The 26,668-nt window shown below is 36.5% G+C and carries 18 protein-coding genes and 1 pseudogene; 9 read left to right on the top strand and 10 right to left on the bottom strand.

Going from position 1 to position 26,668, the window contains the following annotated elements; translation table 11 throughout:
- Positions 1 to 21: 21 nt before the first annotated feature.
- The 4 genes and pseudogenes from LOS73_RS05925 to LOS73_RS05910 form a co-directional block, all read right to left on the bottom strand.
- Complete coding sequence (locus LOS73_RS05925; RefSeq protein ID WP_007375592.1) at positions 22 to 528, bottom strand: hypothetical protein; 507 nt, start codon at positions 526 to 528, stop codon at positions 22 to 24.
- A 76-nt stretch (positions 529 to 604) separates the two neighbouring features.
- On the bottom strand, positions 605 to 1,087 hold the full coding sequence (locus LOS73_RS05920) for a GNAT family N-acetyltransferase (protein ID WP_007375593.1): 483 nt from the start codon (positions 1,085 to 1,087) through the stop codon (positions 605 to 607).
- Positions 1,088 to 1,099: 12 nt separating this feature from the next.
- Complete coding sequence (locus LOS73_RS05915; RefSeq protein ID WP_457934669.1) at positions 1,100 to 5,863, bottom strand: PAS domain-containing protein; 4,764 nt, start codon at positions 5,861 to 5,863, stop codon at positions 1,100 to 1,102.
- A 200-nt stretch (positions 5,864 to 6,063) separates the two neighbouring features.
- Positions 6,064 to 7,182, bottom strand: a pseudogene (locus tag LOS73_RS05910) (ISAs1 family transposase).
- A 148-nt stretch (positions 7,183 to 7,330) separates the two neighbouring features.
- Between LOS73_RS05910 and LOS73_RS05905 the strand changes: the two are divergent.
- The 5 genes from LOS73_RS05905 to bfr (LOS73_RS05885) all read left to right on the top strand — a co-directional run bounded on the left by LOS73_RS05905 (position 7,331) and on the right by bfr (LOS73_RS05885) (position 12,814).
- The gene (locus LOS73_RS05905; protein WP_457934668.1) at positions 7,331 to 8,209 is read left to right on the top strand and encodes a cation diffusion facilitator family transporter; all 879 of its coding nucleotides are present in this window, start codon (positions 7,331 to 7,333) and stop codon (positions 8,207 to 8,209) included.
- Positions 8,210 to 8,310: 101 nt separating this feature from the next.
- Positions 8,311 to 9,381 carry a PepSY-associated TM helix domain-containing protein gene (locus LOS73_RS05900; RefSeq protein WP_457934667.1) on the top strand — a complete coding sequence of 357 codons (1,071 nt, stop codon included), beginning with the start codon at positions 8,311 to 8,313 and terminating at the stop codon, positions 9,379 to 9,381.
- Between the two features lie 74 nt (positions 9,382 to 9,455).
- Positions 9,456 to 11,591: a TonB-dependent receptor gene (locus LOS73_RS05895; RefSeq protein WP_457934666.1), complete on the top strand. Its 2,136-nt coding sequence runs from the start codon at positions 9,456 to 9,458 to the stop codon at positions 11,589 to 11,591.
- A gap of 275 nt (positions 11,592 to 11,866) precedes the next feature.
- Positions 11,867 to 12,337 carry a bacterioferritin gene (gene bfr / locus LOS73_RS05890; RefSeq protein WP_007375598.1) on the top strand — a complete coding sequence of 157 codons (471 nt, stop codon included), beginning with the start codon at positions 11,867 to 11,869 and terminating at the stop codon, positions 12,335 to 12,337.
- Between the two features lie 12 nt (positions 12,338 to 12,349).
- Complete coding sequence (bfr, locus tag LOS73_RS05885) at positions 12,350 to 12,814, top strand: bacterioferritin (RefSeq protein WP_002958984.1); 465 nt, start codon at positions 12,350 to 12,352, stop codon at positions 12,812 to 12,814.
- A gap of 67 nt (positions 12,815 to 12,881) precedes the next feature.
- On the opposite strand, the gene LOS73_RS05880 is transcribed toward bfr (LOS73_RS05885), so the two are convergent.
- Positions 12,882 to 13,076, bottom strand: a complete 195-nt coding sequence (locus tag LOS73_RS05880; protein ID WP_002960627.1) for a (2Fe-2S)-binding protein — start codon at positions 13,074 to 13,076, stop codon at positions 12,882 to 12,884.
- A 697-nt stretch (positions 13,077 to 13,773) separates the two neighbouring features.
- Complete coding sequence (locus LOS73_RS05875; RefSeq protein WP_131649242.1) at positions 13,774 to 14,733, bottom strand: hypothetical protein; 960 nt, start codon at positions 14,731 to 14,733, stop codon at positions 13,774 to 13,776.
- Between the two features lie 403 nt (positions 14,734 to 15,136).
- Between LOS73_RS05875 and LOS73_RS05870 the strand changes: the two genes are divergently transcribed.
- Positions 15,137 to 17,845, top strand: a complete 2,709-nt coding sequence (locus LOS73_RS05870; protein WP_457934665.1) for a patatin-like phospholipase family protein — start codon at positions 15,137 to 15,139, stop codon at positions 17,843 to 17,845.
- Positions 17,846 to 18,369: 524 nt separating this feature from the next.
- Here LOS73_RS05870 and LOS73_RS05865 read toward each other — a convergent pair.
- Complete coding sequence (locus LOS73_RS05865) at positions 18,370 to 19,275, bottom strand: LysR family transcriptional regulator (protein ID WP_457934664.1); 906 nt, start codon at positions 19,273 to 19,275, stop codon at positions 18,370 to 18,372.
- Positions 19,276 to 19,465: 190 nt separating this feature from the next.
- Between LOS73_RS05865 and LOS73_RS05860 the strand changes: the two genes are divergently transcribed.
- The 3 genes from LOS73_RS05860 (at position 19,466) to LOS73_RS05850 (ending at position 22,318) form a co-directional block, all read left to right on the top strand.
- Positions 19,466 to 20,143 (top strand): glutathione S-transferase family protein, encoded by a 678-nt coding sequence (locus tag LOS73_RS05860; protein ID WP_457934663.1) that lies wholly within the window; start codon positions 19,466 to 19,468, stop codon positions 20,141 to 20,143.
- Positions 20,144 to 20,229: 86 nt separating this feature from the next.
- Positions 20,230 to 21,357, top strand: a complete 1,128-nt coding sequence (locus tag LOS73_RS05855) for a zinc-binding dehydrogenase (RefSeq protein WP_457934662.1) — start codon at positions 20,230 to 20,232, stop codon at positions 21,355 to 21,357.
- Positions 21,358 to 21,760: 403 nt separating this feature from the next.
- The gene (locus LOS73_RS05850; RefSeq protein WP_008134414.1) at positions 21,761 to 22,318 is read left to right on the top strand and encodes a TMEM165/GDT1 family protein; all 558 of its coding nucleotides are present in this window, start codon (positions 21,761 to 21,763) and stop codon (positions 22,316 to 22,318) included.
- 121 nt (positions 22,319 to 22,439) lie between these two features.
- Here LOS73_RS05850 and LOS73_RS05845 read toward each other — a convergent pair whose 3' ends face one another.
- The 3 genes from LOS73_RS05845 to LOS73_RS05835 all read right to left on the bottom strand — a co-directional run bounded on the left by LOS73_RS05845 (position 22,440) and on the right by LOS73_RS05835 (position 26,658).
- Complete coding sequence (locus tag LOS73_RS05845; RefSeq protein ID WP_457934661.1) at positions 22,440 to 24,593, bottom strand: TonB-dependent siderophore receptor; 2,154 nt, start codon at positions 24,591 to 24,593, stop codon at positions 22,440 to 22,442.
- Positions 24,594 to 24,680: 87 nt separating this feature from the next.
- A complete protein-coding gene (locus LOS73_RS05840; protein ID WP_007375609.1) occupies positions 24,681 to 25,208 on the bottom strand; it encodes a DUF6436 domain-containing protein in 528 nt (175 codons plus the stop codon).
- A complete protein-coding gene (locus tag LOS73_RS05835) occupies positions 25,192 to 26,658 on the bottom strand; it encodes a methyl-accepting chemotaxis protein (RefSeq protein WP_033030742.1) in 1,467 nt (488 codons plus the stop codon). The genes LOS73_RS05840 and LOS73_RS05835 overlap by 17 nt, the downstream gene beginning before the upstream one ends.
- Positions 26,659 to 26,668: the final 10 nt, after the last annotated feature.

Here is a 26,668-nt window from a genome sequence, read left to right as displayed (position 1 = left end):
AATACTCCTTTTTCTTTTAAATTAGTGCAGTTGATTGTTTGTAGTACTCTCTGAGCATAAGCAAAAATTTACTTGCTCAATAAGTTCGGGTAAAGAGGGGTAACGACGTGCAAATGACACAAGCTCAGCTGATGTTTTAAGATAATGATGCTTACTTACCTTTTGTACATCGTAATGAGTGTGCTTAATAAGTGGAGATAATGATAAGTGAACTTCACATAACCATTTACATGCATTTTCAGGTTGCTGCATTGCAATATAGGTATCAGCTAAATTATGGGAGGCAACAACAAGTGCAGGAATACAATGTTCAATAGCATAAATGACATTAGTATTAATTTGCGCACATAAGAATTGTTGTAATAGATGGCCAGCGAGTGTTTTAGCTAATAAGTACTTGTCACGCGCTTCAAGTAATGCACCTTGCTCAAAGGCATAATTGCCTTGCATGATGTTTGACTGCCAAGGGCTCAATGCTTGCTCAAGATAAAGTAAATCAGGTTGCTGCTGTTTTTGACCTAAGATCATAAAATCATCTATGCGTTTATTTAATATGCTATTAACTTACACACCACAAAACGCAAATGCAAATGATTTTCATTATCTATTTTGCAAAATTAATTAATTCATCTCCTGCTAATCGGTAAATAATCCATTCATTTTGCGCTTTAGCACCCATGCTGTCATAAAAATCAATGGCCGGTTTATTCCAATCTAAAACCACCCATTCAAACCGACCACAGTTATTGCTAATCGCTTTGTTAGCTAGGTGTTTCATAATTACTTTTCCTGCGCCTTTCCCACGGCTATCTGGACTTACGTATAAATCCTCGAGATATAAGCCATTCTTACCTAACCATGTAGAGTAGTTATAAAAATAAACAGCAAAGCCTATTGGCTCATCGCCATCCAAACAAATAATACTATGTGCTGTCGCCCCTTCACTAAATAATGTATCTAATATGGCTTGTTCATTTGTTTTTACTGCGTCTGGTTCTTTTTCATAAATGGCTAACTCGTTTATAAAATGTAAAATCGTTTTTGAATCACTTGGTCGCGCATCACGAATTTCAATTATTTCACTCATATACTTTATACCTCAAATATATTGTTCTAATTTATCTTTTAAAAAATCCAATTGTATTGGCTTGCTTAAATAATCATCCATTCCGGCAGCAAAACACCTTTGCTTATCTGCATCCATCGCATTTGCCGTTAATGCTATTATTTTAATATCTTTGTGTTTGTCGCCCGCTAAGCCATTTCTAATAGCTTTTGTGGCATCAAAGCCGTCCATCACTGGCATTTGGCAATCCATTAACACAGCTTTAAAATAACCTTGCCCATGAGTATTTAAAATATCAATAGCGAGCTGTCCATTTTCAGCAAGCGTAATATTACAATTAAGTTTTTTAAGCATTAATGTGGATACTTGCTGATTAATTGGATTATCTTCTACAAGTAATATTTGAATAGGTTCACCTAATTTTTCTTTTTTCAAAGATGAGATATAACCGGATGTAACCAACGGTAATGCTTCATCATGCTCATTATTTGTAATTACCGACAACGCTGAAATCAGATCCGCCGTTGTAACAGGTTTAGGGAAATAAGCTTGAAATCCAATGCTTGAATAACGCTGAGCACCTTCCATACCAGCAATACTCGTCATCATAACAAGGGGCATGTTTTTAAAGTCATCGTTTGCTTTTAAAGCCTTGCAAAGTCCAATCCCGTCCATGCCAGGCATTTGCATATCAAGCACTGCAATATCATACATTTTTAGATTACTACTGATCCGGCTTTCACACATTGCAAGTGCATCATATGCATCGCATGCAAGCGCTACATGGGCGCCCCAATGCTCTAGCTGCTGGGATATAACAATTCTATTAGTCTCATTATCATCAACAACTAAGACAGATAAACCTTTTATATTTAGCTTTTGTATATAACGTTCTTTTTGCTCACTTTGGGTGACTTGTATAGTCACAGTAAATTCACTGCCTTGGCCTGCTTCACTTTTAAGTGAAATTTCCCCGCCCATCAGCTCACACAGCTGTTTACAAATAGCTAAACCGAGTCCAGTGCCACCATATTCTCGCGTTGTTGAAGCATCTACCTGAGAAAAAGGTGAAAATAATTGATGCTGTTTTTGCTCATTAATACCAATACCTGAATCTTTTACTTTTATTTGTAGCACTAAGCCTTGTTCTACTTTATCTATTTGAGCACTAACGACAACTTCACCTTTACTGGTGAATTTGACTGCATTACTCAATAAATTAGTAAGAATTTGACGGATACGACCTGGATCGCCACACAATTGTGAAGGCTCTAAAGCGACTAAGTCTAAGATAATTTCAATGCCTTTATCTTGAGCTGTAAAAGCTTGCGCAGCTGCAACTTCACCAATTAAATCACCCGCATTAAAATTAATACTTTCGAGCTCTATTTTACCCGCTTCAGCTTTAGAGAAGTCCAAAATATCATTAATAACCCCCAGCAATGAGTGAGCACTTGTTTTAGCAATCCCTACTTTTGTTTCAATTGGTTTCGATAAGTTTTCAAGCTCAATAAGCTCTAGCATGCCAAGTACACCATTCATCGGCGTTCTAATTTCATGGCTCATCGTCGCTAAAAATTGACTTTTAGCAACCGCAGCATCTTCAGCCTTAACGAGGGCAACACTAAGCTCTTCTGCTATTTTTTTACGGCGTTGCGATATAAGCGTACTTCCGACTAAGGTTGCTAATGAACGTAAATAAGTTTCTTCGTTTTGAGTCCAATAATGGTGTTCATCCACTTTTTCAGCACTCAAAATCCCCAAATTCCCGTCACCCGAAGAAATTACAACATCAATTAACGATTTAATATTTAGCGGCCTGGTGTAGTCATCAATAAACTCAGCTGTTGCAGGGTGCATATTTACATTATCAACCGCAATTAAGTTATGCTTGTAAATAGCAGAAAAATACGCAGGAAAGTCTTTAACTTTTAGCTCATCTTCCGTGCGAACCAGTCCCTCGCCTTTAGTATGTAAACTATGACGTACCATAGCATCACCGGCCTCATTAAAAATCCATAACGAAGCACGCTCTACATTCAATACCTCACACATTGATTTAACAACTAGTTTGTTCACTTCGCTTACATCACTACTTTGTACTTCAGGCGCAATGGTTAATTGAGCAAGATTTTTGTTATATCTGTTTGCTTTTTCACTTTCGATCTCTAAACGTTTATGAGCATCAATACTTTGAAATGAGCCAAATATACGTATGCATTCACCATTTTTAAATTCAGCTTGACCCATAGACTTAACCCACCTTTCTTTACCTTGATGGGTTAAAATTATCAGCTCAACACTCCAGCTTTCACCTAAAGTAACTGCATTTTCAAATAGCTTAGAGATTTTATCGCGATGTTCTCCCAGCTTGTAAAAATCTATTGCGGTCGCTAAATCGGGTTCATATTCATCAGGTACACCATGAATAACTTTAACTTCATCTGACCAATAAAGAGTATGGGCTTTTAAATCTATTTCCCACGCGCCAATTTGTCCCTGCTTACTCATTGATTCAAGTAAACTTTGCTGACGTTTTATTTTTAACTGTATATTGTAGCGCTCAGTAATATCCAATATAAAGCCATCAAGGTACAGAACAGTACCGTCAGAGTCATAGATTGCCTTACCCTTTTCATTAACCCATCGAACATAACCATTTTTTGCTATAATTCGGTATTCAATTGACCACGTACTATGCTCTTTAATAGATTGGTTAATTGATTTTTTTATATGATCAATATCTTCTTCATGAAGAAGATCAAAGAAACGCTTATTTTTATTATTAATAAAATCATCTGCGGCATAACCAGTGATATCTTTAGTTTGATCACTTAAATAAAGCATCGTCCATATTTCATCTGACTCGCAGCGATAAATAATACCGGGAATATTTTCAACAAGAGACGCAAACTGATCACGGCTGCTTTGTAGTTCAGACTCCGTTGTTTTTCTTTGAGTAATATCTACATGCGTCCCAATCATTCGTTTAGGTGAGCCGTCGCTATTCCATTCAACTACTTTAGCTGTATCAAGTACCCAGACCCAATGCCCTAACTTATGCTTCATCCGAGCTTCGCTAACATAAAAATCACTGCCGCCAGCTAAGTAGGTTTTTAATTTTAATTCTGATTCAACTAAATCTTCTGGGTGTGCATATTTATACCAAGTATCTATGCTGCAAGGTTCTATTTCACTAAGTGTATAACCAATGATTTCAGCCCAACGTTTATTAAACGTAACTTTGCTTGTATCTACATACCAATCCCAAATACCAACAGCGGTACTATTGATAACAAGTTCAAGTTGTGTTTTATGCTGTTCTAATTCAAATTCCTGTAACTTAAGTGGAGTAATATCAGTGCGAATTGCTATATAGCTTTGTGGTTTACCTTCATCATCTAAAAATGGCGCTATAGTGGTGTCCATCCAATATAAGCTACCGTCCTTTGATCTGTTACAAATTTGCCCATTCCAAACTTCACCACGCTTAAGCGTTGCATACATTTCTTCAAAAAAAGCATGTGAATGCGTGCCTGAATTTAATAACCGGTGATTTTGACCTATAAGCTCATATTCTTCATAACCACTTATTGCACAAAATTTTCCGTTCACAAAAACTATTGTTCCGTGTAAGTCAGTAACAGCAACAATTGCATGCTTATCAAGCGCTGATTTTTGCTCTGCTAATTGCTTAAGTGCAATTTGCAATGCAGCTCGTTGTTCTTGCAAAGTACTTTGCTGTTCTTGATTTACTTTTACAAGCTCATGCAGATCTTTTGAAAGCTGATTAAACTCAATACTGTCGTTTAAAATAGGGATTTTTACATGTTTCCCTCTAGTTATACTTTCAACAATATTAGTTAAACGAATTAACGGGCGAGATAATCTACGACCAAACCACCAAGACGAACATAAAATAAGCAGCAAAGATCCAGCATTAGTTAAAATAGCAAGCCGCTTATAATAGAGACTGCCTTGTAATGCTGCTTCAGCTGGTTTGGAAACTAATAGCTGCCAACCTTGCTGGCCTAAAAAATCAAGTTCATTAATGTATGCATAAAATATTTTTTCATTGTTATTAGCATAACTAAACACTTGTTTTGGTGCAGAGCTGTTTTGATTTAAAAGCGGTGGGGTAGCAACGGAAGCCCTTGTTTGCTTTTCGATTTTGCTATTGTGCAGTATAAAGAATGCAACACTCGTATTTTTTGCCTGTATTTTGCTTAAGTTGTTTAGCAGTCCCTGTAAGTTTACATCGGCTAGTAATACACTTTTTAGTTTATTTTGATCGTCAAATATAGGTAACGACACTATATGATGCGCATGTCCTTCAACCACCATAGAATGAAATAATGCTTTATCTGTTTTATTTTGTGCTATGAATAATTTAGTGAGTTCTGATTCTTGAATTTGATTAAATAAGGAAAGTTCTATTTTTGCTTTGTTAGACAACACATCAATGATTTCAATATGATTTATAAAATCATATTGTCTGACAAAATCATTTATTAAAGCGTGTTCCTTGGTTGGACTTATACTTAATTGCGACTTTAATAAATACAGATCATTAACTTGGTCTAAAAACCAAATTTCAGCAAATTGCTTTCCAATATTGCTGAGTTCATTTAGTTCGCTATGCGCATTTTGCTTAAGCGTATTATTTACATGCTGAAAACTAAACCACGTTAACAAGCATAACGGCCCTAATGCTATAATTATAAAGGTAATAATTAATTTACTTCGAACAGATTGTCCTTTACCTGTTAATACTCCAAAGTTTAAACCCTTATCCATGCTTATTGCCTAATAGCTTATAATCATTTTATAGTGACTATATTAATGCATTAAATATATAAAGACGCAAGTTTTGAGCTATAAACGCCTTAAAAAATCGGTGTTTAGCGTTATAACGTCTAATTAGCATTACAATAAAAAACATGCCAATAGGATTAATTTTTTGACTCCTTTGTCCAGGGCAAGAGCATGAAAAAAGTCTATGCGTTCAGTACCTTTTCAAGGTAGGCTGTACTGCGCATAGCTTTTTTCTGTTTTGCGGGCATGCCTTTACTAAAGCTTTTTTCTGCTTTTAGCTGATTAAATGCGATGTGTCTCAGCCCCGCAAATACAGGTGCTGCACCTTCGCGCCTAATTCGACACTCATCTTCTTTAAATCCTACATCTAAACGCCAATGTAATCCATTTTCTATTTGCCAATGTTGTCGTGCTCCTCTCGCGAGTTCTTCCGCTGTTAAATTCGCTGAACTAATATAGTATCTATAGCATAACTCATTGCTTAATTTACCTTTTTATTTTCTATAAGAAACAATAACACCCACTGTTTTTACACCTTCCCAGTGTATCGTTTCTGATAAACCGCTCACGTTATGGCTCACTGCACAGCACCTAAATTCTTCTCTATTTTTTTGATAATCGGCTTCGTTAAACAAGAGCCCATCAGATGCTTGTCGTGCTACCTCAGGTAATAACACATCTTCTATTTGTGACAGTAGCCTTTTATGGTTTGCTTTTACCGCAAGTAAGTAATCGGCTTCTTTACCAACTATTTTTTTTGCAATTGATTTTTGACACCCCATAGCGTCAATCGTTACTAAGCAGCCTTTTATCTCTAATAATTCAAGCAGCTCTGGCAACGCTTTTATTTCATTCGACTTTTTATCAACAGGGCATTGTGCCAAAACAACACCATTTTCGCATGCAAATGCACTGATCATATAAAGCGCATCGCGTCTATCTGACTGATTAAATGAACCTTTCAATCGTTTACCGTCAATAGCAACTACACCGCCTTGAGTTAATTTGGAGCAGGCTTTCATCCAAGAAGAAAAGGAATCTTGGAATTGCGTCATGTCAATACGGCTCATTACACGAGCAATTGTGTCATGGCGAGGGATCCCTTGTTCAAGAAGAACATATTTTCTGAGCCAATCTAGTCTATCATGACCAAAATCTTCAATCTCTTCCCAGCCCTGACAGCCTGAAACAACAGCGCTAACAGCTAAGAATATGATATCAAATAGTTTATGAACAACTTTACCTTGTTGGCGAGGGTCGTCGATTGATTCGAAATATTTAAATAGCTGAATGTTAGACATGGGGATGCTCCTTAAAAAAGGAGTATAAGATCATACTTTTAAGTCAAGGTAAAGTTCGTGATCTTGCCCTGCTCCTTTGTCACTCTTGTAGCTGTTTTAAACTCCCCATGATATAAGCATTATTCAATAAAAGTGTTTTGAGAGCATTATGGCGCACGATCACTCACATAGTCATGTAGACGAAAACCAAAGCAATAAACAGCTCGCCGTTGCTGTTATCATTAACGTATTACTAACCGTAACCCAAGTTATTGGCGGGGTATTTTCGGGTAGCTTATCGCTTATAGCTGACGCACTTCACAATTTAAGCGATGCTGGGGCAATATTTATAGCGCTCATTGCACGTAAAATTGGTAATAAACCAGCTGACGTAACTCATCATTTTGGCTATAAGCGCGCTGAAATCCTCGCTACTCTTTTTAATAGCACTACATTAATTATAATTGGCCTATATTTAATTTTTGAAGCCATTTCTAGCTATTTAAATCCACAGCCTATTAATGGTTGGATAGTTGTGTGGGTGGCAGCAATAGCATTAGTTATTGATTTAGCAACAGCGTATTTAACCTACCGAGCTGGTGCTAATCACAGCATAAACATAAAAGCGGCTTTTATTCACAACATCTCAGATGCAATGGCCTCTATTGTTGTTATTATTGCTGGCACTTTAATTATTTTATACCAGTGGTATATCGTTGATTTAATTGCCACAGTGCTTATTTCTGTGTATGTAATTTATCATGGTATTTTATTATTAAAGCAAAGCGGCAAAATTTTAATGCAAGCAGCCCCTAATAACATTGATACACACGCAATATCACATGCTATTAGTAATGAATTTAATATCGAATCGGTAGTCAGCATTAAGCTTTGGCAACTAGATGATAAAGAAAATCATTGTGAGCTTGTTATTAGCACTCAACAAACAATTGATTTACCCGCAGTAAAAGGCTTCTTACACGACAATTTTAACATCGAAAATTGCATAATAGAAACCAGACCTATTGCAAATAAAAGCGCAGCATAATAGGGTTAATAATAAGCTAAACAAATACATAACTATTTAATTGAAAACATCTCGTATTATCATTTACAATATTGCTACTAACTTATAATGAGATACTGTTTTTGAAACTTTGGTTACGTAGAATTCATTTAGGCCTTGCCCTCATTAGCGGACTATTTTTATTAATAGTGAGCTTAACCGGTGCTGTTATGATTTATGCAAAAGACATACAGCACTTCATTCAGCCAGATAAATGGCAGGTTATTCCGCAGCCTCGTACATTAAACAATCAAAAATTGATAGAAAGCGTGCAAACGCAAACACAACAAAAAATTGTTTTTTTTATGCCCGAGCAAAATAAAGCATTAGCTTGGCAATTTAGATTGGCTAACAAGCACTACGTGAGTGTCAATCCGTATTCTGGAAAAATAATTCATAGCTATCAAACAACAGACACAATTTATGGCTTTGCTTTAGGCTTACATCGCTGGTTATTATTTGAAGATAGTGATGGTAAAAAACCATTTAAAAATTGGATGTCAGTGTGTGCATTATTACTTTTAATCAATGTACTACTCGGCTTTTACCTATGGATAAAACCAAAAAACAGAATTAAGCGTTTAGCTATTAAGCCTAAAGCCAAATTTAGAGTGCTAATGTATCAATTACATACCGTACTTGGTGTTTACTTTTTTATACCGCTTGTACTTATTGCCTTTACTGGTATGGCATTTAATTGGAAAACACAAACTCAATCAGTATTAGAATTTGTAACGTTTAATAAAGTAGAACAAAGGCCCAAAGCGCCAAAAATAATAGCGCCTTCTCAAGCTGATATAAACTATAACGAAGCAATTAAAAATGCTGGGGATGTATTCCCTGATGGTCGATTATTTAGAATTTACTTACCTAAAAAAGCAGACGATGCCATTGCGCTCAGAATTCAAACCCCTGGTGAAAGCCATGCTTATAGTTGGGTATGGGTAAATCCATTTACAGGCAAAGTATTAAACTCATTTGACGCAAGTAAAGCCAACTTTACGACGAAAGCATGGAACTTTAAGTATAAATTTCACATTGGGGATTTTGCAGGCCCCATAGTGCAATTTATATGGTTATTAATTGCCCTTTCACTCGCATTTTTTATTGTAAGCGGTGTGTATTTTTGGTTAAAACGCCACAAACGAAAATAAATCTCATTAACACTTGCGTGATTACTTGATAATAATTACCATTGCGAAAATTATTATCAACTAAGAGCTCTCCCATGTTAAAAACTTCGCTTTGCCTTATTGCTGTTGCAGTAAGTACTAACACGCTAGCAGATGAAAATAATAAAAATGAATACGCTTCTGAACAATTAGAACATGTCATTGTATCTGGCAGTCGTATCTCAGAAAGTATTGACGAAGTACCTGCCTCTATTACCGTTATTAATCAACAACAAATACAGCAGCATTTAAAAGTAAGCTCAGAACTGGGGAGTTTACTTGCACAAATGGTTCCAGGACTTGCCCCAGATACAGGCAGCTCAAGTAATTCAGGACAAACGCTACGTGGCCGTGCGCCTTTAATAATGATTGATGGTGTACCGCAATCAACCCCTCTTCGTAACGGCTCTTTAGGCATAAAAACACTTGATGCAAGTGCCATAGCGCGCATTGAAGTTATAAAAGGCGCGACTTCTATTTATGGTAATGGTGCTTCAGGTGGCATTATTAACTACATAACAAAACAGGCTCGCAGTGATGGTAAGCCTGAAGGTGAAATAAGTATTTCAAGCCGCTTTAGCGCTGTTAAATTAGCAGAAAGTGGCGGCGGTAGAATATCGGCAGCAGTAAACGGCAAGATCGATAAATTAAGCTACCTGTTAACGGCAAGCTATGAAGAAAACGGCGTGCAACGCGATGCACAGGGCGATATTTTAGGCTTACAATACGGTTTATCAGACTCTGAAACTCAAAATTACTTTACTAAACTAAGTTACGATTTTGACGACGAAAAGCAATTGCAGTTTAGCTATAACTTTTACAGCTCACAGCAAAAAACTGACTTAGGTGATATTACTGGCGATGGCAATATAGGGGAAAAAACATACGCTATTCACGTACCTAAAGAACTACAAAAGCAAGGTAAGCCGCAAGGACCCGATGGCAACGTTAATATTACTCTAAAATATGTTGACTACGCGTTGTTTGAAAACACACAAATGACCCTCGATCTTTATAAACAAGATATAGAAAACGTATTCTTTTTCTCCACTAACCTAGCTAACCTCGATGAAGGCTATACCGGTGGTCAGTCCGTTATTAAATCAGAAAAGCAAGGTGCAAGGGCTACATTTAATAGCCAGTTTGATTTTAAGAACGTAGCAGCCACCCTAATCTACGGCATTGATGCCTTAAACGATAAAACATCACAACCTTTGGTAGATGGCCGTGTGTGGGTGCCAGAAATGGATATGGAAAGTGTTGCTGGTTTTTTACAAACAAAATGGGTAATAAACGACGATATTATTGTAAAAGCAGGTGTAAGAAACGAAAGTATTGATTTGAGCGTAAGTGATTACCAAACATTAAAACTGTGTAGAACCCCTTCGCAATGCTCAGTCCCATTAAATGTGCGTGGTGATACCATAAACTATGACGCTACAACGTATAATGCAGGCATAAAATACAATTTAACAGATGCATTCAGCCCATTTTTTAGTTATTCACAGGGATCTGATATTTCTGATATTGGGCGCTTACTTCGCGCTGCAACCGTTGACGATATTGCACTTATTCAGACACAAGCATCTATAATTGACAACTACGAAATTGGTTTTACTTCACAGTTTGAAAACGTTCGTTTTGAATTTGCACTGTACAGAAGTACTTCAGAGCTTGGCACCAGTAATGAATTTAACGAAGTAACGGGTGTTTACGAACCCGTACGCGCACCGCAAGAAATATGGGGTTACGAAGGTTTAGTTAATTATACTATTAATCAAGATCTTAAATTAAGTGCTACATACAGCTACGTAGAAGGAAAAAATACTGAAGCGGATGAATATTTAGGGGCAAAACAAATCAGCCCACCTAAAGCCACTGCTAATTTAACATGGCAAACTAACGAAAAGTTATCACTTGCAATGAGTTTTTTATATGTAGGTGACAGAAAGCGCTTTGATAAAAATGCGCAAGGCCAATACTCTGGCGATCAGGGCCCTGTGAGTAGCTACAACACATTTAACTTAAGTGGCCAGTACAACGTTAACGCCAGGTGGAGTGGCTATTTTGGTATCGAAAACCTGTTCAATAGCGATTACTACCCTGCCCGCGCACAATCTTACACTTACGGCGGCTATAACATCAAAGGATTAGGCACAACGGCTACCCTCGGTGCTAAATACCAGTTTTAATTAGCAATAGACTCAATAAATAGGCATCATCAGCATGCCTATTTATTTAAAAAAATAATATAAAAAGCAGTATCTCAACTTATTGTCTATAAATACCTCTAGTAATCATTCTCAGATACTAATACAAATAAAAAACTGTCCATAAACCAAGCAATAACGCAAACTTAAATAAGAATCAAAACCAATAGTAACACAATGATTTTTATAGAGAAAACTTGCAATTCATTCAATTTATACTACACTGCTTACAATTGAAATAGTTAAGGCGATTTATCATGAAAGGTAATCAAAAAGTAATCGATGCGTTTAATACATTGTTAGCTAACGAATTAGCAGCAATCGATCAGTATTTTATACACTCGCGCATGTATGACGACTGGGGTTTAAACAAGCTATACGAACGCCTTAACCATGAAATGGAAGAAGAAAAAGATCACGCAGATTGGCTTATTAAGCGCATCTTGTTTTTAGAAGGTGTACCAAATATGACTAAGCGCCGTGACTTACTTATCGGTAGCGATGTAAAAAGTATGATGCAAAACGATTTAACACTAGAGCTTGAAGTAGTAGCGTGTGTTAAAGACGTAATCGCAATATGTGAAGAACAGCAAGATTACCAATCACGTAGCATTTTAGAAAAGCTGTTATTTGATACCGAAGAAGATCATGTTTACTGGTTAGAGCAACAACTTGGTCTAATTGATAAAATTGGTTCTGAAAATTATCATCAAGCACAAATGGCTTAGTAGGAGCATATTATGAAAGGCGATAAAGACGTTATTGCGGCGCTAAATAAAGTACTCGCTAATGAGCTTGTTGGTATTAACCAATATTTTTTACATGCACGCATGTTTAAAGACTTTGGCTTCACTCAACTAGACAAAGCAGATTACAAAGTATCTATCCAAAAAATGAAAAACGCCGATCGATTAATTGAACGTATTTTGTTTTTAGAAGGCTTACCAAATCTTCAAGACTTAGGCCGATTACGTATTGGTGAAAACAGCGAAGAAATGATTGCTGCTAACATGAGCTTTGAACTCGATACGATTGATGAATTACGAAGCGCAGTTAAACTGGCTGAAAGTAAAAAAGATTATATTACCCGTGAAGCCCTTGATCACATTTTAAATGAACAAGAAGAGCAAATTGATTGGTTAGAAACCCAACAATTACTTATTAAAAATACGGGCATTAAAAACTATTTACAGTCTCAACTGTAAACAATAATTCAGCCATAAAAAAAGCAGCTAAAAAGCTGCTTTTTTTATATCTAAATTTTATACGTAATTAAGCAACTTGATCCGTTACATCCGCAATCTGAATAAGTCTGCGATTAAGGATCTTTTTAGTACAACCACAACACTTACCGCATTGGCTGCCCACTTTAAGCTCTTTAGTTAATTCACGCATGGTCGTTGCACCATCGTCAATTGTTTGCTCAATTTTTTTATCTGTCACACCGTGACATAGACAAATATACATGAATACAAACCACTCTCAATTACATTTAGTATGTGCATATTAATCTAAACGAAAATAGTTATCAATTATTTTATTGGCTAAAATGTATCTTTTTTCAGCTTATGTGGCCAGCGCCACTTAAATTGAGAATTCGCGGCAGCTTGAGAATTGTTTTAATTTTAAGCAAGGTGTGACACACAGATTGAGATTTATTAGAGTCGACTTTAAATTTAAGTAAGGTTAGGTTTAGGTAAATATTTGAATATTTGAATGGTTGAATGGTTGAATGGTTGAATGGTTGAAAATTAATTACATTAAGGCTTCAGAAGCCTTAATGTATAAGTACGGAATTTATGGGAAGGTGATTTCCGGTTTGTACGAATTGCTGAACTTCAAGGCGTGAATCGATACTCTGTTGGGTGGCGCCTTCGGCTTAACCAACCTACCTTTTGACGTAGGTCGGGTCGGATAAGTGGCGAAGCCACGCCATCCGACACAGTAAAATACCTTGCCAATTATTATCAATATTTTATGCTGTCGAGTGGCTGGAGAGTGCCAATTGCGGACATTGAATATTCTTAATGTGTGAAGTCAAGATTTGAGGCCGTCGCTTTTTGTCGCTTTTAGGATCGGTATTTATTACGGGAGATGAACCGCCTACACCACCCGCATGATGGCTGGTGTGGGGGCTGGAGGTTAGAGACCTCCGGCTACCCGATTAGGTTTTATTTGAAGCAGTGATTAGTTTACGAATACTCCTTTTCTTAATATCTTTTTCAAAAGCAACATAGAGCATCAGAAATGAACTTAAAAACATTAAACTAAACAGAATGTATTTAGCATAAACACTACCTTTAGGTACCGATATCTTAGGATATATTTTAGTTGTCTTAAAATACTTCTCTAAATTAACCGTCTCTATATGCTCTGTTTCAATAACCTCTAATTCAGCATTACCATCTAATTCAGGCTTGAATTTAACTTCAACATATTCGCCGTTTATCGGTGCCATATAATTTATTATGGGACGTTCAAACATACCACTTAAAAGCATATAAAAGCTAAATCCCATATATGCTAAACTAATTGCCACTGGCAGAATGTATCCACGAAGTGTTTTTTTTGCATATGGTAAATCTATAAATTTTACCTTTCCTAAATCAGCTATTCGGTGATTCCATGAAATATTATCGATTAAAGCTTTAGTTTTCTTATCATTTATATCACCGTCAATTGAAAATAATGCCTGAAATGAAAAGGACTCCCCCTTTCTAAAAAGTCCAAAATCAAAACAAAGTTCGTTCTCTGACACTACATTTGAAGTTATATTTAAATCATTAGGTTTTGATAAAACTTTACACTCCAGCCACTTCCAATTATCTGGTAATATTGCTGTAAGTTTCTTTTCTATCATAGACGGCGAAATATCTTTTCCACCATCATTTGCTAGATAACCGTTGATAAGGATCACTTTACTGTCTATTTGGTTTTCTTTATAAGTTATCGATAAATTGGGAATTTTACTTGTTACATCATCAAATAGGCCAATAACTTGTTCATACACAAATGATAGTGAGGCTTTATTCTTTGCACTTTTGAGAGCTAAATAGATTCCCCATGCTCCAAATAAAACACTAACAACAATCCCTAAAGCTCCAAAAACATCTGATAATTCCAAAGTTGACTCCATACTTAAAAACCTAACGAATCTGTAGATTAACGCGTTTTTTATTTGTTTTTATTGATAAACAAACCATAGCTGAGTTCCTATTTTGATTCAATCTATTACAGTATTTTATGCAGAATATAAAGTGGGAGTTTGGTGTTGTTTTAATTGCCGTTTTGAAAGGAATTACGGGGGTTTGAGTGGCTTTTTTTAGGTTAAAAAGGGCTTCCCCTTCTTAACGCATCGTGTTTTGCAGTTTTTCTATATTATGAAAAAGGCAATACAGTTGCCATTTACTCTAAAATTAATGTGTATCTGACCATTTTTTTTAATCCTGACAATAGTTGCGTGTTTATTTACATAAAGGCTGATAACATTATCTTGTCTAGCTACATAATTTATGGTGTGAATTAACTTGTCAGTCTTTTCTAATGTGGAATATATAGATCTAAATAATAAAGATATCTTCTTGCTTAATGAGCTTGATGATTCGACGGTTGTGGATGCTATTCAAAAAAAGTTTGATGATTTTTTGAATAATGACCCGATGCTTTCATCTGTATTCACAAAATTAAAAGAAGCTTCAATACCCGCTGTAATATTTGGTGGCTGGGTAAGAGATCAGTACTTATCATGCACTAGAAATGTTGAATTAAGCCCTAGAGATATTGATATCGTTGTTGATTTACCTAAAGGAATATCTTTAGAGTCTATTTTGTCGAAAGATAATAAAAAAACAATGTTTGGAGGATATGTTGCAAAAACAACCATCTCATCGTTGGATATTTGGGATATTAAAAATACATATTTAATAAATTCACTTTCATTGGAATCAAGCCTTACTGTACTGCCATCGACAACTGTATTTTCAATAAACTCTATTATTTTTTATCCTAGCCAGTTACATCAGAAAGCAAAAGTACTCGAGTCTGGCTTTATTGATGCAATAGATAAGGGAACAATTTCGTTTAAGTCATCCAGAGTTCCTTTCCCAACGGTTCAAGTCGCCAGAGCTGTTATGTATTCTGCTAAGTGTTCATTTGAGCTCCATAGTGATGTAAAAAAGTTTATTCATCAGGTATGTATTTCTCCTTATGATGTGGAAACTATATTCGAAGGTATCAATAATTATTGTCCTTCTAAATACAAAGAAAAAGCTAACCATATTTTCACTCAAATATTGAAAGAAGCAGGCCTTGAATATCTCCCGAAAACACATTTTTTTAATCATTGTTGGGGGGTTTTTGAAGGAGGAGGTGTAAGAGGTGCTGCTTTAGCTGGGGCTTATAAAGCAGCTGTCTCATCTGGAATTAATTTTGGTCGAGTGGCCGGTACATCGGCAGGCTCCATTGTTGCTGCTCTAGTAGCAAGTGGAGCAACGCCTGAATTTATTTTAAATCAATTAGAAAAAAAAGATTTTAATGATTTTATGAAAACTACGTTGACCAAAGATAACGCTTTTGGTTCGAAATCATTGTGGAGGCATCTTACTAAGCCTATTAATGGGCTCCCAGGTGAATTGGTTGATATATGGAAAAATTCAGGTAAGTATTCTTCAATTGAAATTCAAACTTGGCTAGATAGGATTTTATGTGAGCAGCTAGGTATAAGGCCACCAGTGAGGTTTTCAGATTTAACAATTCCTCTTTATATCGTTGCATCGGATATTGCAGCAGGTAAACCTCGATTATGGAGCAAAGAAGAAACTCCAAATGAAAGCGTTGCATTTGCTGTCCGTTGTTCAAGTTCTATCCCTCTATACTTTCAACCTGTTTCTGATGGAACGTCACTATTAGTTGATGGAGGTATGATTAGTAATGTTCCTTCATGGGTTTTTTCTACCCCTGAAATGCAGAAAAAATCATCACGAATCCTTTGCTTCAGATTACAAGATACCACCAATTCAGAAATAACTAGCTTAACGGGTTTTATAGAAAGTTTAGTTTCAACAGTCATTAATGGGGGGACTGAGATACAGCTCCAAATGCAAAATAACACTTATGCTGTCAATATTCCTACAGGAGAATATAAGGCTACTGATTTTGACAGAGTCGATCTAGAAGCAAAAAATTGGTTAATAAAATCAGGGTTTGACAGTGTAAAGAAATTTGTCCGAGATGAAAGAATAGCAGTTAGAAATCGGTCGGAGAATATAATTTATAAAGGGTTTGATGAAAAGCTTCTTCTAATTGTTGAGTATCTAAATGAAGCAACTGATGAGGTTTTAATTGTTTCCTCAAATAGCTATTGGCTTTATTTTGTATTCCCTTCAGTTGTTTTTGCTTTAGATCGCGGTGTTAATGTCAACATACTGCTTAAACCCGCGAAACCAGATGATAAAGATGAAATATATAGGCAAAGACTACTTAAAGATATTGGTGCAGGTTTATTTTCTAATGAAGAGATCCCATTTGAAGGTGTACTGTTAGACCGTTTTAACGAACGAGCAATCGCAGCAATTAGTACCGCAGATGGTGTTGTTGGAAGGGACTATCAATATTCAGAGGAAAAAATAAGAGTGTATTCAAATAGATCATATGATTCCCCAATACTGAATGCACTTAACAATCAAATTGAAGCTGATATTTTTGAAAATAATAAGAATGTAAATATAACTATAGAATCAATTCCCCCGGAACAAGTATTTGAAAAATTAAAAGAAATTTCACAGTACAAGAACTCAACATTTACATTGGAATCAGTGTCATTAAGCGATAAGTTAATGACGTTAGATTTGCACGTTAAGGAATATAAGTTGGCCCAAGTGGCTTTGTTGGCAAGTATATTCAAAAAAGCTAACATTGCACTTTTCTCTCCAGCAACTTTTAAAACAAGCTTGGGGGTTAATTCGATTATAACTCCACCAATTATTGAAAAAGTTGGAAGTGAATTTGTTATCATAGAAGGTCACACGCGTTTTTATTATGCGTTAAAGAATAACATCCACTCAATAAAAGCAATTATAATTAATGGAGTTACAGGAATTTTACCTGCAAAACCTAGAGCAATATCTATGCTTAATTTAGTTTCAGATACTCTTGATAAGTCTGAACTATTTGATAATTTTGATAATAATCAAATGAGGCCAATAGAGAGTGTAATGCACCCAGTAGATGATTCTTAACCCTCTCTGTCAGACTAATTGTCGCGCTTCATATTTAACCACTAAATTAAATAGAAGCCCTAAACTTGCCTAGATTCTCATTTAATCCATTAAATAAGTCATTAGCCCTATTAAACCTAAATTACACACATGAAATGGCTGCATGATTCAGTTTTAACTTTTTATTGAGTAGTTTAAGTTTTATGCGAGTAGTTTTTCGCAGTTACTGATATTCGCTCGCCGTTTTCGGTTAAAATTTTTACAGTAACTTGCTTATTATGACAGCCTGTCAAACTCAATAAATTAGACAGCCACTCTAATTAAGCAAGCAAAACGATGGCAATTAAATTTAATTTTTAAGTTAATAATTTACCTTTTATTGCGGGTTATTTTCATTTCATCCATTAGATAATAGTGAACGAATAGGTCGCAGGTTAAAAACAATCGATTCAAAATAATAGGATTTTCTCCTAAAAAGGGTAATTACACAGTTTAAGTGCCTAAGAGTAAATATAGCGCCCTGGTATTACTCACTTTATTAACTTTCATTTGTTACTTTTTATTTTTTGCACTAAAAAATCCACAGCCGCTTTTACCTTTGGTACTAAGTAGCGTTGTTTTTGATATAACAAGTACACGGCCATTTCGGCGCTTTGCGTTATGGTAAGTTCATGTTCAAACGTAAGCTCTTGCAATTTTCCTGACTCTAGATATGAAGCTAACGCCCATCGGGTAGACATTAAAATACCTTCACCGTTGCACGCCTTTTTTGCAAGCCAAGGTCCATTGTTTGAAATAGCGACAGCAGGCCCTGAAACATCATGCCATTGACCATTCATATTGCACAACCAAGGCGTTGGCCCTAATGGAGCTTTAAAATAAAGACCCTTATGATGCTGCAACTCCATCGCGTTCATCGGCACCCCGTATTTTTCTAAATAACGGGGTGAAGCGACGGGAATGAATCCATTGTCCATAAGCCTTATTGCAAGTACTCGCTCATTTGGGGCGTAACCGCCACGAATAGCAATATCAACATCATCACGTCCAAGTGTTGATAACTCATCACTTAAACTAACATCTAATATAATTTCTGGGTACAGCTGGCTGAACTCATCAAGTAAAGGAAGTAGGATTTTTTCGCCAAAACCCACCATCGAACTAATACGTAGACGTCCCATTGGGGTAGTTTGGTAACTACGAACAGTTTCATTGCTTTGCTCTAACTGATTTAGTATTTGCTGCATGTCGTTATAATAAATCTGGCCTACTTCAGTCAGCTTCACAATACGGGTCGATCGCTTTAAAAGCGTTGCACCTAAACTTTTTTCTAAATCTGCAACTCGCCTTGATAAAGAAGATGGCGGTACATTAAAAACGTTTGCAGCTTTAGTAAAACTTCCTGTTTCTACTACTTTATTAAAATATCGTATTGCCCGAAGTTGATCCAACTCATCTCTCCATTAAGTAAATTTGCGAATGCCTTTATTATTGTCTTAAAGGCAAAAGTGATTCGCATTTTCTCTTATATATAACCAAATTAAAACAAGTAATAATGTATTTAGCTTAACGACTGAGATTTTAATTTGCATTTTTGATGCAATTAAAAAGTACCTTCACATTAATAATGGGAACTGATTTATGATTACTTTGCACGGCTTCGCCGCGAGTAACTATTACAACTTAGTAAAACATGTACTTTTGTATAAAGAACTCTCATTTAAAGAACACCTAATTTATAGTGGTAACGATGACTTATTGGCCATCAGTCCGGTCGGTAAAGTCCCTGCTATTACTACATCTGAAGGACTTAATATTTCAGAGTCGAGTGTTATTTGTGACTTTATTGAAGAAACTTATCCTGAAAATGCGTTATACCCAGAAAATGCCGGAGAACGCGCTGCTGTTCGCCAAATAATGAAAGTAGCTGAACTTTATTTTGAATTGCCAAGTAGACGATTAATACCTTATGTATTTTCAGGCACTGAAGTCCCTGAATCACTCAAAGTTGAAGTACGCCAAGTATTAAGCCGTGGCGTTATTGCCTTAAGTCGATTATGTAAATTTTCTCCTTGTATTGCGGGTGAGCAATTTACAATGGCTGATATTTACGTTTATTACGTTAACACCATTGTCAGTGCTTTTGGCTCTAGCCAACTTGACTGGGATGTACTTGCACAAGTACCTAAAATGAAAGAGTGGAACGATTCGATGAGTCAATCTGCTATTGCCCAAAAAGTAGAAGCGGATCGACAGGCAAATATACCTGAGTTTATGCAAAAGATTAAAACTCAAATTCAAGCAGTGAATCCAAAGTAATATTTTACGCTAAGTGTAATCAAAAAATAACCAATACGATAAAGCGATTGGTTCAACGAACTTAATTATTGACAGGAGTGACCCAAATGACTGATACAAATATTCAACTTACTTCAACTATTAGTGAAAATGGTAAGCTAACACTTGCTTTAAAAAACATCGAAATGCCGCAACCTGGCCCCGATGAGGTTGTTGTTCGTCTTGAAGCTGCTCCACTAAACCCTTCAGACTTAGGCGTTTTATTCAGCGCAGCTGATATGTCTACAGCGGTGCAATCAGGTACTGTGCAAAACCCTGTTATTACAGCTGATGTTCCGGCTCAATTTATGCCCTCACTTAAAACGCGAGTTGATAAAGCAACGCCAGTTGGAAATGAAGGTGCTGGGACTGTTGTTGCAGCTGGCTCATCGCCCGCAGCACAAGCATTAATAGGTAAAACCGTAGCTGTAATTGGTGGAGGAACTTATCGTCAATTTATATGTGCCAATGTGCAGAGCTGTTTAGAATTAAAAGAAGGGACTACAGCTAAAGAAGGTGCGTCATCTTTTGTTAACCCGCTTACCGCACTAGCAATGGTAGAAACCATGCGCGCGGAGGGTCATAAAGCCATTATTCATGCCGCTGCAGCTTCTAACCTAGGCCAAATGTTAAACTGTATTTGTATTGCCGATGGTATTGATTTAATAAATATTGTGCGTAAAGCAGAACAGGAAACACTATTACGTAACATGGGTGCAAAATATATTGTTAACTCAAGTAGCGACTCTTTTCTTTCGGACTTAACGGCGGCAATTATTGAAACGGGTGCAACGATTGCGTTTGACCCCATTGGCGGTGGTCAATTAACAAGTGATATTCTTAATTGTATGGAAGTTGCTGCAGCTCGTGATATGAAAGAGCACACTATTTATGGCTCTGACACATTCAAGCAAGTTTATATTTACGGTGCATTAGATCGAGGCCCAATTACGCTAAACCGTAACTTTGGTTTTGCTTGGGCTGTAAATGGATTTTTATTATTTAATGCATTAGGTAAATTAGGAACTAATACAGTAATGGCGATGCGCGAACGTGTTGCAAATGAAATTACTACCACATTTGCAAGTCACTACACACATGAAGTGTCATTAGCTGAAGTATTGCATTTAAAATCAATTGCGGCTTACTCTAAGCAAGCAACCGGTGAAAAATACTTAATTAAACCTCAGGCTTAAGTGAATTTCAAAGCTCACTATGGTTTAACTAATTGATTTTAAATATATAAAAGCAGATGCTATTTATAGCGTCTGCTTTTTATTCATTTTTTAAAATAAAAGCAAACGCCATACTCTTCTTAATATTTACCGAATAAAAAATTTATGGAATAATGCAATTTCTCTTGGGGGAGTAGCCCACTCAGTACTGTCAATTACAATAAATAACTAGTTAGTGAACTAGAGCACTTATATTTTAATTAATTGATAAACGAGTAAACTTATCAACATAATTGCACCTCACGTGCATGGTAAGTTTGTAATGTTGTAGCAGCATTATCGGCGAGACCTAGGTAGGCACTATCCTCATGGCGGGAGATAGTTGTTTGCCTTGGTTTAATATTCCCGCCTGTAAGTAATATTTATGGAAGTTTTTTTCACATCAACCGTCACCGTAGCCTTAGCTGAAATAGGCGATAAAACACAGCTTTTATCGTTAGTACTTGCCGTCCGTTTTCACAATAAAATAGCACTTATTTTAGGTGTATTAGCCGCAACTATTATTAACCATGGCCTCAGTGCTTGGTTTGGAAATTGGCTGAGCAATAACTTTGCAACTCAGTACATGCCATGGATTGTTAATGTTAGTTTTATTGGCGTTGGCCTTTGGCTGCTTATTCCTGATAAGGATGAAAAAATTAGCCATAAGCACGATAAATATGGTGCTTTTTTTGTCGCGTGTATATTGTTTTTTATTGCCGAAGTTGGTGACAAAACACAAATAGCAACCATTCTATTAGGCGCGCAATACCAATCAATTTGGTGGGTTACTCTTGGCACTACACTGGGTATGTTAATAGCAAATGTACCTGTTATTTTTGCAGGTAATGCGCTTTTAAGCCAAGTGCCATTAAATACAGTGCGTGCAGTTTCGGCCAGTGTATTTGTTTTACTAGGGTTATATGGCTTTGCTACTATTTAACCTAAACTCCGGAGAATAAACCTATCTCAAGCAGCTATTTCCAACCTTAACTACATTTAATTTAAAACGAAAGCTCAATATTATTGAGCTTTCGTACTTTTATCTTAGAGGTACTTTGGTATTAAAACTGATATTTTGCAGATAAATATACGCGTCTTGGCTCACCAGGAAAATGCCCAGTACGGTCAATAAAGCCACTCGATGCATATTCTTTATCAAAGACGTTTTTAACTGATATTTGCCATGTCCAGTTTTCTACTTGCGTTTTCCAGGCCATGTTATAAATTGTATATGGTTTAACGTGTGCGCCATCAAGGCTTACTTGTTCGTCAACATAGTCAAGCCCTGCAGCTATTGATGAGTTGATGTTTGGTAAATCGTAGCGCGTCCATAAGCCAGCTGTATTTTGTGGGGCATTTGCAAATTTATCAGTGCCTTCTGCTTGCGCAGAAAAATCTTCACTTTGCTCATTAATACGCGTGTCGTTATACGCATAACTTGCGGTTACAACCCACTTGTCAGTTATATCACCCACTATCTCAAGCTCAAAACCATCACTTTGTACTTCACCTAGGGATTCAAGTTGATCAATTCCCGTGTCGTTTTGCAATAAGCTGGTTTGTAATATATTTTTACGAATAATCTGATACGTCGCAATATTAATGGCTAACGAGTCATCAAGTAACTTAGTACGTAAACCTAGCTCTGTAATATGGCTGTTTTCAGGCTCAAATGGTCCACCAACTTCTTGCGACTGGCTTGCTGCATCTTGCGGTAAAAAACCGGTGCCATATAAAGCATAAGGAAAAAAAGTATCGCTAATATTGTAGCTAGTACCTACCCTAAAAGTAACATCGCTATCAGAGAACTCAACGTTAGATACTTTATCCGTGTCTTCAAAATGATCGTAGCGCAAGCCTGCGGTTATATTCCATTTTTCAGTGATATCTACTTGGTCTTGGATATAAATACCTAACCTTTTTGAGTCTGTGCTTATAATTCGCGGTGTTATATTTTCTAAGTCGTAATTAGCCGCCGATGTTAAACCATATTGTGGATCAATCAGCGAGAGTCCAGGTACAGGGCCGCCTTTACTTTGTTGAGTCGCAGTGCGGTACACGGCATCAAATTTTGATGAGTACCAATCAGAGCCCACTAAAAATATATGTTCCATATTGGCTATGGTTGTTTCAGCAATTAAATTAGCGGTAATACTTAGCCCTTCATTCTCGCGCTTTTGATCTCTAAATTCGCGTTCACTCCAATCAACAACACCATCATTATCGGTATCAGACAAGCCACGTGGCTCATGATAGTTTTGTTGCTCTTCATTGGTAAAATAACGAGTCGTAACATCTAAGCTAAACACATCACTTAATTCGTTTTTATACGTTGCTTGGTATACGTCCGCAGACATTTTTTGATAGTCAGTTGCTTCATTATGATTCCAATCTCTACTCGCAATAAAATCACCATTTTCGTCAACAGGCACACCACGTAAACGTGCTCCTCCTAAATCTTGATCTATATTAGTATATTGCAGCACAAGATTAGACTCATCATAAAAATCAAAGCGATAGCCTAAATCTATAATGGTATTATCTTCTGACGTGTTATATCTAAACGGGTTTTGACTATCTTTGTAAATACCAATTCTGTAAGCTTGCGTTTGCTCATCATTCACGCTACCCGTTGATTCGAATGCGCCACTTATAAAGTCATCATTCCCGATTTCTAATTCAATGGCAGTATTAGCGTCATATTGTGGCTTTTTAGTCATATAGTTAATAATCCCACCAGGATTACCACTTCCATAAACTGCCCCACTGGGACCTTTTAACACAGCAACTTGCTCAATGTTAAATAACTGCGGAACAGCAAAGCCATTAAACGGATCACCTTTTACGCCATCATATAAAATTTCGTCTTGGCGAAATCCTCTAAAAGTGACACCCGAATAGCTAAAACCATTTACACCTGCGATATTACTGTATAAATCGGTAATTTGACGTGCAGCTTGGTCACTTATTAAAGCTTGTGGCAATATTTGAATTGATTGTGGTATTTTTTCTAGTGGAGTATTGGTGCGTGTGCCAAATGCTGACTCTGTTGGTCGATATAATGAAAAAGCGCGACCCGTTACTTCAATAGTCTCAATAGCGTTTTCAGCTTTGTTTAATGAATTAGGTGATGTTTGTTCTACTTCACTAGCGATTACGTTTGCAGAACTAAAAATAATAGATGTGATTGCAAGAGATAAAAGAGAAAATTTCATTAGAATTAAATAGGCAAAAATACGGTGCGGGCATGATAATGAAAATAAGTCTCACTTGCAATAACGTAATTACTTAACGAGGCGTGTTTATGATTCGTTATTTGTGCAATAACAGCCCTTTGTGTCAGTAATTAATAACTCAGAATTAAACCCTGAAGCCAAATTAGTAATGACTGTTTCAACAAAGCCACTCCCCTGTGAACACGCTAATCCTTCAGACAATGGCCCTGCATAAACAAATTGCCCGTGCTTATCTATAATGACAGCAGCAGGCGTAGCAGGTACAACTCGCTTCAATTGCTGTGTTAGTTGAACCTGCACAACACCAAGTCCTTTGCTTTTGGCAAAAGTAGTGAGTGAATTTATATGCGGCTTAGCCTGCGTAAAACAGCCACAACTTTCCTCAGTAACGAGTAGCAGCGACGCTGTATCTTTATTGTCCCACACAATCTGTTGTTTAAAATCATTAAACCAACTTTTTTGCATAAATACTTTAGCGCTATCAAAAGTTTTTAACTGCCCTAATTGAAAATACACCAGCCCAGTTATAACAACGCTAAACCACACAATGATAAGTATGGCATTCCAATAATTAACCTTATTTAAATTTGGCAATACTTTGCTCTAGCACGTCAATACTGACATGTATTAATTGTACTTTAGAGGTCAGTTGTTGAACTATTTTAGTGTCTTCATATTGATTTTTTCGCATATGATCAGTGCTCGTAGCTATTTGCGAGGTGTTTACTGCTTGTTCTGCAACAACCTGTGATACCGAATTTGTACTTGTAGATACCGCAGCAATTTGCTCGCTCATTGCAGAAATGTTCTCTTTCATTGCAGTACTTATATGTGTTAAATCAACAACAAAATCAACACATTGGCTCATAGACTGAGTTGATGTTTTACTGTTATTAACTAAATCTTTTAATGTAAGGCTAATTTTGTCTGTCGTCGCTTTACTGTTATTCGCAAGTGATCTAACCTCATCAGCAACCACAGCAAAGCCACGCCCGTGCTCACCCGCTCTCGCAGCCTCAATTGCCGCATTTAATGCTAATAAATTAGTCTGTTCAGCAATACCTGATATTTCATTAAGAAGACTTGAAATAACATCCCCAGCGGCAACTAAATGATTAATTTGCTCTTCAGTATGATTTAAAAGAGTTAGTAGTTCTCTACTCTTACTGTCAGTTTGTAGCACTTCATGCAAGGCATCACTTGCGGCTTGGGTGATGTTATCTACTTGATGTTTTAAAATCTCACTTTCTTGCTCTACAAGTTTAAAGCCATGCGCAACTTGGGCACCCGAGCTGGCAATATCATCAGTTTGTTGTGTTCGTTGCTGTGCCCCGTCAGCTAATTGAGCCTGTACTTGAATCAACTCTTGAGAGTTACCTTGTAAAGAGTCAGATTGTGTCTGCACTTCTTTAATTACATCAGATAAATAGTCGAGCAACGTATTAAAACCTAAAACAGCTTCACTTTCAGTAGCGTCAGCCCGTAAAGAAAGCTTAATGTGAGCAGGGTCTTGCATTATTTGCTCTGTTGCATAGCTTAGCGATAAACCAGCTCTACGCTCTCGTCGTAATGTTACTGCGATATACCCAGCTACGATTACTTCAACTATTGCATACCCGGCATGGATAAGTACCGTTGTAAAAGCAAGTCTGTCAGGGTCGAATACATACACACCTGTATTTTGAGTTTGTAAGTAATAAAAAGAAAAGTGATGGACAGCGACAAATAAAATTGCAGTTATAAATACACGCCATTGTACAAATACGATTAGCATGGGCATTAAAATAAATATTTCAAAATGCACTTCAATCAGACCAAACGTTTGTTGTATATGCAAAAAAGAAAACATCATAGTTGCTGCTGCAACAATATGTGGTGTTATTTGACTATTTACATTTGTGTTGAGTAACCAAATAGGTAACAAACAAAGTGGCAAACCTACAACAAAAGCTTGCATCAACGTATCAAAATATAAGCCTAAAACTATTGATTCAATAAATAGCAGACTAAATATAATTGTAAATAACCTAGAAACATTAGACATAAAAACCTTA

Source organism: Pseudoalteromonas sp. SCSIO 43210 (genome assembly GCF_054133285.1).
The sequence above is the reverse complement of the archived record's forward strand: the minus strand, read 5'-3'. Positions and strand labels throughout refer to the sequence as shown.